Here is a 15,927-nt window from a genome sequence, read left to right as displayed (position 1 = left end):
CTCAGTCCCGAGCGGGCTCGCGGGGCGCGGTGGCCAGCCGCCAGAGCAACACGGGCAGGCCGATGACGGGGCGCAGGAAGAAGTGGCGGCGCTGCTCCGGGGTCAACACGCGACGCAGGAAGAAGTGCAGCCGGAGCTGCTGATACCAGGGCAGCGCGGGCGCCAGGTGGTGTGACAGGTGACAGGGCTGGCCCCACGGCCCGCCTCCGAGCAGCAGCCCCCAGAGCCCCAGCCCCAGCTCCCGCGTCCCGTTCGCCCGGTCCAGGGGCATGAACAGGTGCTCGGTGCTCTCGCGGACCCGGTCCAGCACGAAGCTCAGCCAGCTGCCGACCAGGAACAGCGCCACGCCGGTGAAGAGCCAGCCATGCAGCCACGTCGCCAGCGCCGCGCAGAGCACCAGGTACCCGTTGGTCAGCAGCACGGAGAGTCGTCGGCTCCGCGTGTGCTCCTGGGGCCGCCAGGGAAAATAGTCCGAGTGGCTGAGCATCGGGGCCAGCGGCAGCAGGCTGCCCAGCAGTCGGCGCAGCCGGACGTGGTGCGTGAAGGAGCCGTCCTCCGACGTCCCCAGGCTCCGATGGTGGCTCGCGTGGGCCTGGGCGTAGTGCACCGGGTCCGCCAGGAAGAGCCGACAGGCGTTGTTCGCGAGCACCCTCAACCCGCGCCCCACCCGTCCCCTGCCCACGATGAGGAGGTCATGCGCGGCGCCCTCGTGGACGCTGAGCGTGACGATGCCGCAGACCAGGAAGCCATGCACCGCGCCGGCGACCACCCCCGCGAGCACGATGCCCCCCGCGGTCGACAGGGCCCCCGGCAACACGAAGGGCAGCGCCGTCAACGACAGCAGGTCCGCCGCGAACAGGGCCAGCAGGAGGAGCACGTTGACGGTGTCATGCAGCACGGGGTGCGCGCGGAACCACACCAGCGAGTCACGCGCCCTGCCGCGAATGGCTTCGAGCTGCGCATCGGTGAGGGCGGGGAAGTCCCCGGACGCAAGTCTCGCGTGAGCGGCCGCGAGCCGCAGGTCTTCTGGATGGAGATTCATGGAGTCGGGAGCGGCTGGGAGCAGGCGCTGGAGGTGCCATCAAGATGTCTTTGATTGCGCCGCCGCTCAACTCGCTTGGGTGCTCACATTCGCGGCCCCGAGAGAGAAACGGCCTCGGGGGCGTGCACTTCGGGGCTACTGCTCATATTTGCGTCGGGTCGCCGCGGCCTTCCTCGGCGGATGGCCGAGCGGCGCGGGCGACAGGCTCAGATAGCCGAGCACGAGCACGCACAGCTCATTGGGGAACGCGTCGTTCGTGAGGTAGTCGGGCCGGTCCACGCCAGCGGCATGACAGAGCGCCTCCAGCGTGTGGACGATGATGAAGACCGCCATGTCCAGCTCACGCGGACGGATTTCATCCAACCGCGCCGCCAGGAACACGCGCACCAGCCGGAACAGCTGCTGCTCGAAGGTGTCCACGTGGCCCAGCGGGCGCAGCACCGGCAGGAGCGCGTAGCGCAGCGAGTCCAGCTGGGGATGCAGCCGCTTGAGCGTGAGGATGTGGTGGATGATGGAGGGCACCGCGACGCCCAGCGGGGCCGGCGCGAGCTCCTTGAGTCCCGCGTCGAACTCCGTCAGCCAGCGCGAGCCGTGCTGCTCCAGCACCGCGAGCACCAGCCCCTCCTTGTTCGGATAGTACTGGTAGAGCGAGCCGATGCTGACGCCGGCCTCCTCGGCGATGCGGTTGGTGCTCGTCGCCTCGTAGCCGTCACGGACGAGCAGCCGGGCCGCGGCGGTGAGGATGGCGTCGCACGTCGCCTGGGCGCGCTGCTGACGAGGCTGCTTCCGACGCGAAGGGGAGGAACTGCGCGGCATCACGACTCCTCGAGCTGGAGCCGAACCATTCCAAGGAGTGCCCCCCAGGTCCACCACCCGGAGTGTGGGTGGGCTATCTTCCCCCGTCGTCCGGGTCACCCATCGACCCTGCCTGGGGGCAACGTGGCGCGCATCCGTCGGTCCAGATTGGTCGGCATCATCACGGTCGCATTCCTCCTCGTCACCTTCACGGCGGTGTCCATCGGCTACTTCGGCAGCGGGACGGTGCACCTGCTCACGGTGGGCAACGACGCCGTGGAGCTGGTCGTGGACGACGTCACCCTCGAGCCGAAGAGCCACATCGAGGACCACCTCGTCTTCGACGTCAGCCGGGGCCAGCACAAGGTGAAGCTGACGGACGTCCACTCGGGCACCGTCACGCACTACACCCTGGAGATGCCCCACGGCTTCGCCAAGGTGCTGCTGCCCACGCGCGAGGACCAGTGCTTCCTGCGCTTCGACATGAAGAACGCCGCGTACGGGCGCCCTGACGATCTGCTCAAGGACGAGGGGCCCCGGGTGGAGGAGCGCTACGAGACGCACAGCGAGCCCATCAAGCTTCCCACCCAGACGTACCTCACCTTCAAGGAGCTCCCCGAGCGCGTCAAGGCGTCCGACCAGGTGTTCCTCTTGCGTGACACGCCCTGTGACTTCGCGAGCGAGGGCACCAACCCGGTCCTCACCAGACTCATCCTGCACGAGCGCGCCGATGAGCTGTTCAGCGACCCGGACACACTGCTCAATGACCAATTCAGACCCACGGCGGAGGAGTAGCCTCACCCGCCCCCAGGTCTGAGTTCATCAATGACTCACTTGCGGCACGCCAAGCCCGCCCTCTATAGGCAAGATTAGCGGACTTTTCCGCGAAACCCAGACACGAGGCATTGGCGTGCGCAAGCGAAGAATCCCCGGCCCCCCGTCCGCAGCGGGCATGAAGTGGTGTACCAGGCTGTCCCTCGCCGGAGTGCTGGCCCTCGGCGGCTGCGCGGAGACGGCGCCCCAGGCCGCCGCGGAGGGCGAGTCCCTCGGCGAGGCAGTCCTCGCGGCCAACGGGGAGTGCCAGGTCCAGCCGCCCTTCGACCCCAACTTCGAGCCGGAGCTGGAGTGGGCGTGGAGCTCCAGCACCGTCCTGCCGACGCACGTGCAGGTGATGATGTCGCCCATCGTCGTGGAGGTGAACGGCGATGGAATCCCCGACGTCGTCTTCAGCAGCTTCGTGGGCAGCAACTACAACACCAACGGCGTGCTGCGCGCGCTCAACGGGGCCACGGGCGCCGAGCTGTGGACGGTGACGGACCCGACCCTGCGGGTGCGCGGCGCGGGCAGCATCGCGGGCGGCGACATCGACGGTGACGGGCTGGTGGAGATCTGCGCCGTCCCGGAGAGCGGCACGGGCCTGCTGTGCTTCGAGAACACGGGCGCGCTGAAGTTCCGGACGAACGTCTCCCAGAACAGCTGGGGTGGCCCGTCGTTCGCGGACCTGGACGGCGACGGCACGGTGGAGATCCTCAACGGCCACTCCGTGCTCAGCAACACCGGCGCGCTGAAGTGGGCGGGCACGGACACGCTGGGCGGTCCCCAGGGCCCCATCTCCTTCGCGGCGGACATCGACGGGGACGGCCTGCAGGAGGTCGTCAACGGCCGCTCCATCTACCGCCATGACGGCACGCTCAAGTGCCGCAACACCTCCATCGGCAACGGGCTGGCCGGCGTCGCCAACTTCGACGCGGACCCGCATGGCGAGGTCGTCGTGGTCAGCGGCGGCATCGTGTCGCTCATGGACGACAACTGCGCCCTGCTGTGGAGCACGGCGATTCCTGGCGGCGGCAGCGGCGGCGCGCCCAACATCGCGGACTTCGACGCGGACGGCAGCCCGGAGATTGGCGTGGCGGGCGCCAGCCGCTATGCCGTCTTCGAGACCAACGGCACCGTCAAGTGGTCCAGCCCCACCCAGGACAACAGCTCCAACGTGACGGGCTCGTCCACCTTCGACTTCGAGGGTGACGGCCGCGCCGAGGTCGTCTACGGCGACGAGCGCCGCCTGCGCATCTACGACGGTGAGACGGGCGCCATCCGCTTCGACGTGGAGCACGCCTCCGGCACCACGTACGAGAACCCGCTCATCGTCGACGTGGACGCGGACGACAACGCCGAAATCGTCGTCGCGTCGAACAACTATGCCTTCTCCGGCCCCACCGGCATCCGCGTGTTCCGCGACGGCAAGGACGGCTGGGTGAACACGCGCCGCATCTGGAACCAGCACGCGTACTCCGTCACCAACGTCAACGACGACGGCACCATCCCCGCGCACCCCGTGGAGAACTGGCGCGTGCCCGGCCTCAACACGTTCCGCGCCAACAGCCAGGGCACCGGCACCACCAGCCCCTACGCCGCGGCGGACCTCGTCGCCGGCGAGGTGACGTCCTCGTGCGACCGGACCACCGGCACCCTGAGCCTGCACGCGCGCGTCACCAACCAGGGAGACGCGGCCGCCTCCGCGGGCATGCGCGTCGCCTTCTACGACGGCAACCCCACCTCCGGCGGCGCCCTGCTGGGCGTGGCCACCCTCCCCACCGTGCTCGCCGCGGGCAGCAGCGCGGTGGTGAGCGTGGCGCTCGCCTCGGCTCCCGGTGGCACCACCACGGTCTGGGTCCGCGCGGATGACGACGGCACCGGCGTGGGCCGCGAGACGGAGTGCATCGAGACCAACAACGCGGGCAGCGGGCCGGTGAGCCTCGCGTGCTCCACCAACGTGCCCCCCGTGGCGCTGTGCCGCGACGTGTCCGTCGACGCCAGCCCCACCACCTGCCAGGCCCCGGCCAGCGTGGACAACGGCAGCCATGACCCGGACCAGCAGCCCGGTCCGTTCTCCGTGTCCCAGTCGCCCACGGGGCCGTTCGGCCCGGGCTCGCACGCCGTCACGCTGACGGTCTCCGACGGCCAGTCCACCGACACGTGCACCGCCACCGTCACCGTGGTGGACGTCACGCCGCCGGTCATCACCTGCCCGGGCGAGCGTGTCTACCTGGCGACGAGCCCCGCCGGGGCCCACGTCACGCCCGTCCCGGCCACCGCCGCCGACGCGTGCGGCGCCCAGGTCAGCGGCCCCGCCGCGGGCATCTATCCGCGCGGCACGACGCCCGTGACGTACACGGCCACGGACGCGGCCGGCAACAGCGCCTCCTGCACCACCGCCATCCACGTGGTGGACTCCGAGGCCACCCCGCCCGACCTCGTCATGTGCGACGTGCCGCGCTACACCTCGGCCGCGCAGGTGAAGGCGTGCGGCTGGGCCACCACGAGCGCGGGCGGCGCGCCCATCAGCGTGGTGCTGCTCTCCATCAACGGGGGCGCCCCCATCCGCCTCACCCCCGACGCGGGCGGCGGCCACGTCGTCGAGTGGCTCAGCCTGGCCGAGGGCCACTACACCCTCACGCTCACCGTCATCGCCACCGACGGCGCCTTCGCCACCGAGAGCCGCGAGGTGACGGTGGACCGCACCGCCCCGCTGCTGCGCGTCGTCGCCCCTGACGTCACCCAGCCGCAGCCGCTCACCGTGGACGTCGTCACCGAGGTGACGGACCTCTCCCCGGTCCGCGTCACGGCCAACTGGGTCAGCTCCACCGACGTCGGCGCGGGCACGAACCTGGCCACCACGCCGGTGACGTTCTCCGGCCCCGGCGCGCACGTCGTCCTGCTGCGCGCCACCGACGCCGCGGGCAACACGTCCGAGCAGGTCCTCACGGTGCTCGCCCAGTAGCGCCTCCGAGGCACCTCCCGCGGGCCAGCGCGCGCCGCGGGAGGTGTCCCGTCATCACTGCTGCGTCGGCCGGACCAGCGCCTCCCGTCCCCCTGGGGCGGGGTGGGCCTCGAGCGCCGTGTAGACCTCGAACCAGGCCTGGTACGCGCGCCAGGTCGGGTCCTTCTGCTCCAGCAGCGTGCGCCGTGCTCCCGCCATCCGCAGGGACACGTCGAAGGGCAGCTTCGTGCGCCCATCCGCCTGCAGCTGCGCCGCGAACCAGAGCACGTCCAGCTGCCCGGCATCGACCGGCGCATGCGTGCGGGCCACCAGCGTGTCCGCGTGCTCCAGCGCCATGCCCAACCAGCGCGCCGCGTGGGCCGGGTCCTGGCGGTCCACCGCGTTCTCGGCCAGCCGCAGCTCCGCGAGCGTCACCGAGCGGAGGTCCTCGTCGCGGTCCAGCTCGTCGAACTGCTCCAGGAACAGCGCGCGGCGCGTCTCCAGCGCCTGGGCCGCGGCCTCCAACTGTCCCAGACGCGTGTGGGCATTCGCGCGCAGCCCCGCGGCGATGAGGCGATAGGAGCGGTGGACGTGCTCGGGCGAGGAGTGCGCCCACTTCAGCGCGGAGCGCACGGCCGGGTGGGCCAGGTCCTTCTCCACGCGCGCCAGGTCCTCGAGCGTCCGCTCGGGCTTGCCCGCGCCCAGCGCGGCGGCGCAGCGGGCCAGCCGCATCACCAGGCGGTTGCGCAGCCCCTCCTCGTCGGAGGGCAGGGCCTCGACCAGCGGGAGGCCCTGGTCATAGAGCTCCAGCGCGCGCTCGAAGTGGCCCGCGGCCAGGTGGTAGAGCGCGGCGCGGTCCACCGCGAGCGGCAGGAACCGGGCCTGCTTCTCGGTGGCCCGCACCATCGCCAGCGCCGCGTCCGCCGCCTTCGCCGCGTCCTCCTCGCGCCCCACGTGCAACAGCGCCCGCGCGCGCGCCAGCGACACGGCCAGCCCCGCCCAGTTGTCCACGTAGGGCAGCTTGTCGCGCTGCTCCAGGTAGCCCAGCGCGATGTGGTGGTTGCCCACCTGGGTGTGCAGCAGGCCCAGCGCGCCGAGAATCATCGCCTTGTAGCGCACGTTGTTGCGCACCAGGTCCAGCGCCACCAGGTAGTGCCGGTTGGCGCGCTCGGCGGCGGCGGGGTTCTTGCCGCGCAGGAAGTCCTCGTGCTGGATGGCGCCGTACAGGGCCTGCACCGCGCGCTGGTTCTTGAGCTCCGGCCACGCCGCGCGCAGCTGGGCCACCGCGTCCTTCACCGCCTGCGCGTGCGCCTTGTCGTCCAGCTTGGGCAGCTTGCGCGCCAGCAGGTACGCCTTCACGAAGCGCCGGAGCGGCTCCACCCTCTTCTCCGACGTGGTGGTCATCTCCTTCTCCACCACGTCGTGGCTCACGCCGGCGCGCAGGCGCAGGTTCATGGACTCGACGGCGCTCTCCAGCGAGCCCGTGCGCTTCGTCACCAGGTCGAAGTCCGCGCGGGCCTCGTCCTGGCGTTGCCGCGCCAGCCGGCGATACGCGCGGCCCATCAGCGCGCGACGGAACAGCCGCTCCGCCCGACGCCGGTCCTCGGTGCCCACGGGCGCATCGTCCACGTAGACGGTGGCCAGGGCCTCCAGCACGCCGTCCGCGCCGAGGCTGGCCGCGCGCTCCACGGCCTCCTGGACCAGGACCCGGCGACGCAGCGGGTCCGTCTGTCGGCGGTAGAACGCGAGCAGGGCCTCGCGGACGGCGCGCGGCGTGCGCTCCTGCCTCAAGGCGATGATGTGCTGCCCCAGCTCCAGGGCGAAGGCGTGCGCGGAGCCCTCGGGCGCCCGGGCGAGCGCCTCGGCGAGGAGGGTCTCCGCCTCCGCGTAGGGCCGGCCCCGGTACAGGGCGCGGACCGAGGCGATCGCGAAGTCGAGCTGGTCGTCCGCCTTGAAGATCTTGTGCACGGAGAGCCGCCGGCCGACGTCCACCAGCGCCATCCGGTCATCGAGCTTACGGTACAGCGCGTCCGCCCGCTCGTAGTATGCCTCCAGCACCGCGCGCGGCGTGGTGTCCGTCACCTGCGCCGACTCCAGCTCCTGCCGCGCCAGCGTGAAGTCCCCCGCCGCGTCCGCCAGCTCGCTGCGCACCACGTGCTGGAAGACGGCCGTGGCGGGGCTGGGCGCGTTGGCGGGCTCCAGCGCGGCCATGCGCTGCTGCTCCGCCACGCTCAGCTCCTCCACCATGCGGCCCCGCTCGCGCTCCTTCATCGCGCGCCGGTGGTCGATGAGGACACGCAGCGGCCCCTCCAGCCCCAGCGTGGCCGGGTCGCTCACCGCGCCCATGTGCTCGGCGTAGAACTCCGCCGCGCCGAAGTCCTCGAACGCCAGGTGCAGCATGGACAGCCGCATCATCAACAAGCGGCGGGGCCGGGGGCGCTCCTCGAGCAACAGCCGGTGGCGGTAGAGCAGCAGCTGGTCCGCGCGCCGCCCCACCATCTTCAGCTCCTCGTTGAGCCGGGGGACATCCCAGGCCGAGGGCACCTGTCCATCCAGGGGCAGCTGGTACACGTCCAGCGACTGCGAGCGAGAGCACGTCGCCAGCAACGACTCCGCCGCCGGCGCCGGGTACTGGCAGTTCCACGACGCGCCGGTGAGCTGGTCCGGGCTGGAGGCGGCGGCCAGCGCGGGCGCGTCGTCGCGCTCCGGGGAGAACGGCGCGCGGAACAGCACGCCGCTGTCGCTCGCGTCGATGGTGCCGTCCGCGTTGGAGTCGGTGAAGAACTGCACCACGTACAAGAAGCGCCCGTCGCGTGAGAACACGGGCTGGCCGCTCTGCCCCGGCAGGTCCAGCGCCAGCTTCACGGGCCTCGCGTCGGGGACATCCAGTCGGAGCGCCTCCAGGTGCGGCGCGGCGCGCGCGGCGAAGCCCGGGCCCACCTGCTTCACGGAGCGCTCGACGGGCACGTACACCAGCCAGCGCCCGTCCGGGGAGAGCGTGGGGCTGGTGAGGTTGCGCTCCAGGAGCGGGCTCGCGCTCCACGCGGCGCCGGGCCGGACGCGCGACAGCTTGAGGTCGCCCTGGATGGTGGCCCGGCTCACCAGCGCGATGCTCGCGGAGTCGATCCACTCCGCCTGCAGCGCGTTGGCCTCCTCGGTGAGGCAGCGGCGCTCCTCACCCGAGGGCAGGTCCCGGATGCAGAGCTGACCGCCGGCCTGGTCCCGGAAGGAGATGTAGAGCAGGCGCTTGCCGTCGGGGCTGATGCGCGGCCACGTCACGTCCGCGCCCTCGTCGAAGAGGCGGCGCTCGCGGCCCTTCTCCAGGTCCTGCACGTAGATTTCGGTCGCGATGTTGCGGTTGGACGCGAAGATGAGCGTGTTCCCGTCCGGCGACAGCTGCCCCAGGAACTGGTCCCCCACGCCCACGGTGAGCCGCGAGGGCGTGCGCAGCCCTCCGTCGTTCTCGTCGTCCTGGGCCCAGGCGCCTCGCGCGAGCAGCGCGGCCAGGAGCAGGACCTTGGTGTCCCGGGACGTCAGCACTTCTTCTCTCCCCAGGTGCCGTCCGCGGCCTCCACCTGGCCGCCGCAGACCACGCCCTCCGCGTGCACCTTGTGCCAGCTCTGGCGCAGCACCTCCTCCGAGGCGTCGGGGCGCTGGGTGCGCATCCACTTCCACAGCTGCAGCCGCGAGCGGTTCACCCGCTCCACCAGCGCCACGTCATCGGCCGTCAGGCGCCCGGCCCGGCAGCGACGGCGGCTCTCCACCAGCAACCCGTCCTTCCCCTCGCCCACGCAGTGGCGTCGGAGCAGCTCGTCCACGCGGTCCGCCTGCGTCTTGCCCAGGTCCTCCACCAGGGGCGCGGGCTGGACGCCCAGCTCCTCCAGCTGGTTGGGCGTGAGCGGCACCGGCGTCGGGTTCATGCCCGCGCGCGCCAGCCGCTGCTCCACGTCCTTGAACGAGCCCGAGGCCTGCTCCTCGAGCGCCGTGGCGCGGTCGACCATGACGATCTCCGGCGCGCTGATGCACCCGGGAGCGACGAGGGCGGCCCACAGCAACAACGCGCGGGTCTTCATGGCGAGGCCTCCGTCAGCGTCATCGACTTGATGAGCTGGTCGACGATGGGGCCCATGGGGATGCCCCGGATTTCGTTGATGCTGATGAGCTTCGCCAGCCCGCCCATGGTGATGCGCAGGCTGCCGAAGCCGTGGTTGAAGCTCACCCGCACGTGGTCCGGATACCCCAGCGTCAGCGCATAGCGGACCCGGTTGGTCGCCGGGTCGACGTGGCGAGGGTCCTCCAGGTCGAGCAGGTCCAACAGGTGCCGGTTGCCGATGCGGAGAATCTCCGCGCGACCGTTGATGCTGCGGTCCTTCGCGGAGATGACCACGGCGGCGTTGCCGTCGAAGGGCTCACCCCGGGACGACTGCACGCCGGTGGCGCGCACGCGGGCCTCCAGCCTGGAGTCCCTGCCCTGCCAGTCGAGCAGCCACTGGCCGGTGATGCGCCCGCCGCGAACGCCCATCTCCAGCTGCGTCATCGAGACCACGTGCTGGTCGATGGACAGGTTGCCCGCCAGGGGCGCGATGGTGGCGAACGGCGTGGTGATGCTGTTCGCGGACACATAGCCGCTGCGCGACAGCAGCGGGTGCTGGTCGGCGAAGCGGAGCATCGGGTACGGATTGACGTCGATGTCGCTCGACAGCCGCACCTGCCCGTCGGTGTAGAGCACGTCCTCGGAGAGCGGCACGTTGCCATCGAGCGCCTCGACGGCGAAGTCCGCCTCGGGCATCCGCGCGTTCACGTTCTGCAGGAGCAGGTTCGCGCGCGTCCTGAAGAGGGTGAGGTCGGGCGAGGCCACGCGGAAGTCGACCTTGACGTGGCCGCTGCTCTCGAGGACGCCGGGCCGCGCGAGCTTGGACAGGTCCTGGGACAGCTCCCCGCGAAGCCCCAGCCTCCGCCGCTCCTCCCCCAGGTCGAGCCGTCCCTTGATGCTCAGCTCGGTGCTCGTCCCGCCGTTGGTCACCTTCAGCTCCGGGACATGGATGACGCCCGTGGGCTTGCGGCGCGCGGTGAAGGCCCACGCCAGGTCCTGCACCGGATAGGGCAGCGCCGGTTTCTGTTCGACGGAGCGGACCGTCAGCTGCTGCGTCACCTCGATGTCCTCCGCCTCCAGCTTGTCGGTGAAGGTGGCGGTGGTGTCGCTGGAGAGGTCCGCGAGGGACAGCCGGCTGTCGGCCATCGCGACGGTGAGCTTCTCCACCGTCATGTCGCTGTGAATCGTCCGCTTGGGGCCGTCCACGTGCGAGTCGACCGCCCAGTGCAACCCGGGGAGGTTCACCGTCAGCGCGTCCTGGCGCCACCGGAAGCCCTGCACGTCCACCACCGCCTTGCCCGCGAAGCTGCCCGTCCGCAGCGGCTCCGAAGAGAACCGGGGCAGTCCGTCCGGGGTGAGCCCGGTGACGACGCCCAGCAACGTGCCATTCACGTCCAGCTTCACGCCCAGCCGCGACGCGTTCAGCTCCTTGGGCACCTGGGCCAGGGCCAGCAGCGGCGCCAGCGTGCCGAGCGGCGGGAGGTCCGCCTTCACTTCTCCCTGGAGCGCGCGCGTCTTGCGCTCGTACGCCAGCGCGATATCGACGGTGGCCTTCACGCCCTCCTGGCTGGTGACGCCCACCTTGACCGTCGGCTTGCGCCGGTCCAGGTCCACCGTGAAGGTGTGACGCTGCAGCCCACCGTCGGTCTCCCCCACGCGCAGCCCGTCCACGCGCAGCTCCACCTCGCCCTTGTGTCGCCACGCATCCCCCTGCGAGCGCGCGACGACGGTGACGTTGCCCGCCGAGACGTCATCCCAGCCCGGCTTCCGCACGCGCACCTCGGTGCGATGGTCCACGCGGGGCGCGGCGGAGAAGAGCGCCGTCGCCTTGCCCTGGGACGACACGCCCACCCCCAGCTGCTTCCAGGGGATGCGCGCGGCGATGTCGTTGGGGATGAAGGGCCGGGCCGCGACCAGGTCCGGGGTCTCGAAGGCGAGCGTGTACGCCACGTCATCCGCGCCCTTGGTGGCGTCCAGCGTCGCGTGCATCGCGCCGACGTCCAGCACCAGCCGGCCGCGGGCCCGGGTCAGGCGCGGCTCGTCCACGTGGGGGACCACCTGCGACGCATCGAGCTTCACGTGCACGGGGCCCTTGAGCACCTCCAGCCCCTCCGCCGTGACGACCTCGAGCGCGCCCACGGGGAGGTCCGCGCGCAGCGAGAAGGGCGGCCTGCCCGCGAGCGGCGCCTGGAGCTGGAAGCCCAACCGCTGGGCCTTCGCGCGCAAGCCCGGGACGTTCACGTCCACGGCCGCCACCAGACCGGACAGCGCCACGTCCCCGGCCACCTGGAGCGGCGAGGACGGCTCGGGCCGCAACTGCTGTCCCTTCAGCTCCCCCTGCGCCTTCGGCACGCGCACCGTGGCGGGCCCGTCGACCTCCAGCTTCTGGAGCGCGAACGTCAGCAGCGCGGACACCCCCTGCCGCGCATCCGGCGTGGCCGCCAGCGACACACGTCCATCACCGAGCGCCACCGTGAGCCCGTCCTGGGCCAGCCGCAGCGACGCGAGCTCGACGTCCAGCCCGAGCTTGCCCTCGGCCCCCAGCAGCGGAATCGCGCCCAGGGTGACGGCTCGCGCGTCGAGGCGCACCTCGCCGCGCTCGAGCGTGAACGGGCGCCAGTCCCCCGGCAGCACCCGCAGCAGCTTCGCGAGGTCCACGTCCGCCAGGGCGCGCGTCACGACAGGCGCCACGCTCGAGTCATCCGGCAACACCAGCTCGGCCTGGAGCTCGGCGCTGTCCGTCAGTCCCGTGCGCTCCAGCTCCAGGAGCGTGCGGCGCGCCCCCACGTCGAACCGCGCGGACACCGCGCCATGCAGCAACGAGCGCACCGAGAACCGAGGGTCGAAGGTCTGTCGCGCGACGTCCAGGTCCACCCGCGCACGAGCGGCCGTGGCCCCCGCCTCCACCGCGAGCGCCAGCGCCAGCTCCGCGCGCGCCGGAGGAGCCAGGGTGCCTTCGCGACTCAGCTCCAGCGGCAACGGGGCGCCCGTCTGGCCCAGGTTCGCGAAGAGCTTCCAGGCGCCGTCCTGCTCTTTCACCTGGGCGCCCAGTCCGAGCCCGCGCACGGACCAACGGTCGACCACCACGCCATCCTGGACGCGGAGCCAGGCCAGCGACACGCCCGACACGTCCACGCGCGCGACGGGGGGCGCGGACGCGAGCAGCGAGGCGAGTTGTTGGGAGAGCCCGAGCGAGGGCTCCTCGGGGACGGGCCCGGGCGCGGGAGGTCCCGTCAGCTCCGAGAGGGACGTGGGCCCCGCGTCGTCGGCCACCAGGGCCACCGTCACCTCGCGCGCCGCCACGTGTTCGATGAGCGTGCCGCCGCTCATGAGCGAGCCGGGCGACCACTTCGCCTCCAACGTCCCCACGCGCAGCAGCTCGGGCGCGACGCGCTGGAAGGCAGCAGGCGTGCGCACCACCAGGCCCTCCAGCCGCAGGCCCGACAGCAGCGACACCTGGGTGGTCTGGTAGTCCACCTGGATGCCCGTGGCCGACTCCACCTGCGAGACGACGTGCGACTTCAGCCAGGGACGGTCGAGGTTGTGCACGACGACCAGCGCCACGATGAGCACCAGCGCGACGGGCGCGACGAGACTCAGCAGGACGCCCGCGAGGAGTCGAGCCCACCGTCGGCGCGGTCGTTCAGCTCTTGGGGTTTCCATGTGGCTCGGTTGACGCGCGCGGCCATCATCGTCGGGAGGGTGGGTGAAGTCGAGGACCGGATGCGGGCAGGCGGGCGGGCGCCGGGAGGGCCGCGAACGGGCTTCACCAGACGCGCTCGCGCGGGGGCTTCACCCCGTGGACAGCGTTCACCGTAAAGCGGGAGAACGCCGACGACGCCAGCCCTCGGCCAGCGCCAGCCCCACGAGCGTCACGCCCCACAGCAGCAACCCCGGCACGACTCCAGGGACCCGATAGCGCAGCACCACCTGGTGACGCCCCGAGGGCACCGCGACGGCCCGCACGGCCACGTTCGCGGGGAGCACCCGAGTGGGCACACCGTCCACGCTCGCCGTCCATCCGGCCTGGAACGCATCGTTGACGATGAGCACCGCGTCCTCGGATGACTCGACCGACACCACGAGGTGCTCGGGGGTGTCGCGCTCGATGAGGACCCGCCCTGTCAGCGGCGCCTCGCTCGAGGCGGGGAGCGGCTCCACGCCACACTCCACCGCGGCCCAGGTACCTTGACGGAAGGCCTCCGTGCCCAGGAGCCCGAGCGCGGCCTTCTCGTCCGACACACATCGAGGCCTCGCGACGAAGAGTCGCGGGAGGGCGTCGGAATGCTCGACGAGGACCAGCTCGAACACCTCGTCGCGTGCGAACACCCTTCCCGGCTTGGGCTCCAGCCCCGCGTAGGACGCGGACGTATACACACTGAACCGCACGCCATAGAGCGGCTCCAGCTGGGTGAAGCGCGCGGGCGCGTCGAGCTGCAGCCCCTTCACGCGAGCGCTCACCGCGGGCAGATACGCCCCCGCCGCGCCGATGTTCCACAGCGCGGGGGTGTCCGGCATCAACGAAGCGCGCGACATCAACGCCACGCTGTCCTGGAACTCGAAGCCCTCGAATTGGGGCAACTGGAAGCGCTGGAGGCGAGAGGAGACGCGGGGCGCGGAGTCTCCCGTCCGCGCGGCGTGCTCGCGCACGGCCTCGACGAGCGTGGGGGGACTGTCCAGCAGCTCCTCCGAGCCGAGGATGTAGAGCGGCTCGTTCAGCGTGAAGGCCGCGCCCAGCTGCAGCGCCATCAACACCCCGGCCCGAGGCCACGAGCCCGCGAGCCCGGGCAACACGAGCGCGCAACCCAGCGCGAGGCCCGCCGCGATGAAGCCGGCGTCGCTGAACGCATGCGACAACGTCTCCAATGTCTCCGCGGGCACCTGGGGCCAACGGGCGACGACGAAAGCGGAAGACCACACCGCGCCCCAGCGCTCGGCGAGGGCCACGGCGAGCAACCCCACGGACAGGCCACCCGCCACCCAGGCCGCGCGGCGCGCCCGTGGCTCGGAGGACACCAACGCCTTCCACCCGAAGCCCGCGAGCAGCGAGAGCCCCAACGTCAGGTGCGCGACGAGCTTCTCCGGATAGCGGAACGGCCGCCACAGCGGCAGCACGTCATGCAGCCACCCATAGACGGGCAACGCGGCCCCGAGCGCGAGCAGCAGCACCAGCCCCCACACCGCGGCGAACGGCGCCCAGCGCCTCCAGGGGATGAACATCAACCCCGCCACCGCGAGCACCAGCACCGGCGCCCCGACGAGCGCCGAGTCCGTCCACAGCGTGGAGAAGCCACCCGTGCTCAAGAGCGGCTTCACGACCTCCTCGGGGACGGCGCGCTCCACTGCGGGGTTGGCGAGGTAGGGCCCCAGGACGAGCTCCGGCAGTCGCCACGGGTCCAGCGACCAGCGCTGTGCGTCCTCGAGCGAGCTGGCGCCAGGGGCCCCGTGCGCGAACACCGCCATGCCCGCGAACAGCTGCGGCGCGGCCAGCCCCGCGCCCATCGCCACGAGCCCCAGCGCGCGGAGCACGCGAGTCCGCAAGGCGCCCCGGCCCGTCACCGCGAGCAGCAACACGAAGGCGTTCGCGAAGGCATAGCTCCACGTGTCACCGGCCAGCAGCACGCTGGCGACACCAAAGGCGGCCACGGCGGCGCGAGCGGGGGTGGCGGCGCGCAGGAAACGCTCGGCGGCCCAGAGCGCCGCGGGCAGGGAGGCCGCCGCCAGGAGGTACGCCAGGTTGTTGGTGAGCGACACCAGGTGTCCGCTGAAGGCGAAGGCGAGCCCCCCGAAGAACGCTCCGCCCCGTGGCACGTCGTACAGCCGCAGCAGCGCGTAGGTGCCCAGCAGGGCCAGCGGCGGACACGCCAGCACCGTGAGCTTCATCGCCACGCCGGTGGAGAACAGCAGCCCCAGCAGCTGTGACGGATGGAAGGGCGCGGACAGCATGATGCCCGCGAACGACTGCCCCAGCCCGTCGAAGGGATACCAGCCGGGGAAGTCTCCTCCGAGGACCCGCTGCGCCCAGTAGCGCCGCAAGGGCGCGTAGACCAGGAGCATGTCCCGCGCGATGAAGACCTGCGCGCTGAACACGGCCCGGTAGAAGAAGAGACAGGTGAGGGCCAGGGCACCGCCGACGACGGCCCACGCCGGGCGCGGAATCGGGACTCGGACTCCGGCGGCGGGCTCGGGCGAAGCAGGGGGAGGCATCCAGCGCGGGATTGTTCACCCTCCCCCCGC

The 15,927-nt window shown here is 71.8% G+C and carries 8 protein-coding genes; 2 read left to right on the top strand and 6 right to left on the bottom strand.

Going from position 1 to position 15,927, the window contains the following annotated elements; all coding sequences use genetic code 11:
* Nucleotide 1 precedes the first annotated feature (1 nt).
* Together AC6JA9_RS13300 and AC6JA9_RS13295 are read right to left on the bottom strand one after the other, a co-directional pair.
* Nucleotides 2-1,042, bottom strand: coding sequence for a fatty acid desaturase (locus tag AC6JA9_RS13300; protein WP_223785294.1), 1,041 nt, complete (start codon nucleotides 1,040-1,042; stop codon nucleotides 2-4).
* Between the two features lie 135 nt (nucleotides 1,043-1,177).
* On the bottom strand, nucleotides 1,178-1,858 hold the full coding sequence (locus AC6JA9_RS13295) for a TetR/AcrR family transcriptional regulator (RefSeq protein WP_223785293.1): 681 nt from the start codon (nucleotides 1,856-1,858) through the stop codon (nucleotides 1,178-1,180).
* Nucleotides 1,859-1,981: 123 nt separating this feature from the next.
* Here AC6JA9_RS13295 and AC6JA9_RS13290 point away from each other — a divergent pair, with 123 nt between their 5' ends.
* Nucleotides 1,982-2,632, top strand: a complete 651-nt coding sequence (locus AC6JA9_RS13290; RefSeq protein WP_408891094.1) for a hypothetical protein — start codon at nucleotides 1,982-1,984, stop codon at nucleotides 2,630-2,632.
* A 157-nt stretch (nucleotides 2,633-2,789) separates the two neighbouring features.
* A complete protein-coding gene (locus AC6JA9_RS13285) occupies nucleotides 2,790-5,618 on the top strand; it encodes an FG-GAP-like repeat-containing protein (RefSeq protein ID WP_223748932.1) in 2,829 nt (942 codons plus the stop codon).
* Between the two features lie 54 nt (nucleotides 5,619-5,672).
* On the opposite strand, the gene AC6JA9_RS13280 is transcribed toward AC6JA9_RS13285, so the two are convergent.
* From AC6JA9_RS13280 to AC6JA9_RS13265, 4 genes are all read right to left on the bottom strand, one after another.
* The gene (locus AC6JA9_RS13280; RefSeq protein ID WP_497959846.1) at nucleotides 5,673-9,137 is read right to left on the bottom strand and encodes a hypothetical protein; all 3,465 of its coding nucleotides are present in this window, start codon (nucleotides 9,135-9,137) and stop codon (nucleotides 5,673-5,675) included.
* Complete coding sequence (locus tag AC6JA9_RS13275; protein WP_223748930.1) at nucleotides 9,131-9,670, bottom strand: aminoglycoside phosphotransferase family protein; 540 nt, start codon at nucleotides 9,668-9,670, stop codon at nucleotides 9,131-9,133. The genes AC6JA9_RS13280 and AC6JA9_RS13275 overlap by 7 nt, the downstream gene beginning before the upstream one ends.
* Nucleotides 9,667-13,254, bottom strand: coding sequence for a hypothetical protein (locus AC6JA9_RS13270; RefSeq protein ID WP_497959845.1), 3,588 nt, complete (start codon nucleotides 13,252-13,254; stop codon nucleotides 9,667-9,669). Before AC6JA9_RS13270 ends, AC6JA9_RS13275 begins: the two co-directional genes overlap by 4 nt.
* A gap of 246 nt (nucleotides 13,255-13,500) precedes the next feature.
* Nucleotides 13,501-15,897 carry a YfhO family protein gene (locus AC6JA9_RS13265; protein WP_497959844.1) on the bottom strand — a complete coding sequence of 799 codons (2,397 nt, stop codon included), beginning with the start codon at nucleotides 15,895-15,897 and terminating at the stop codon, nucleotides 13,501-13,503.
* Nucleotides 15,898-15,927: the final 30 nt, after the last annotated feature.

This window comes from Myxococcus sp. MH1, assembly GCF_059738865.1.
This window is presented reverse-complemented; position numbering and strand designations above follow the sequence as displayed.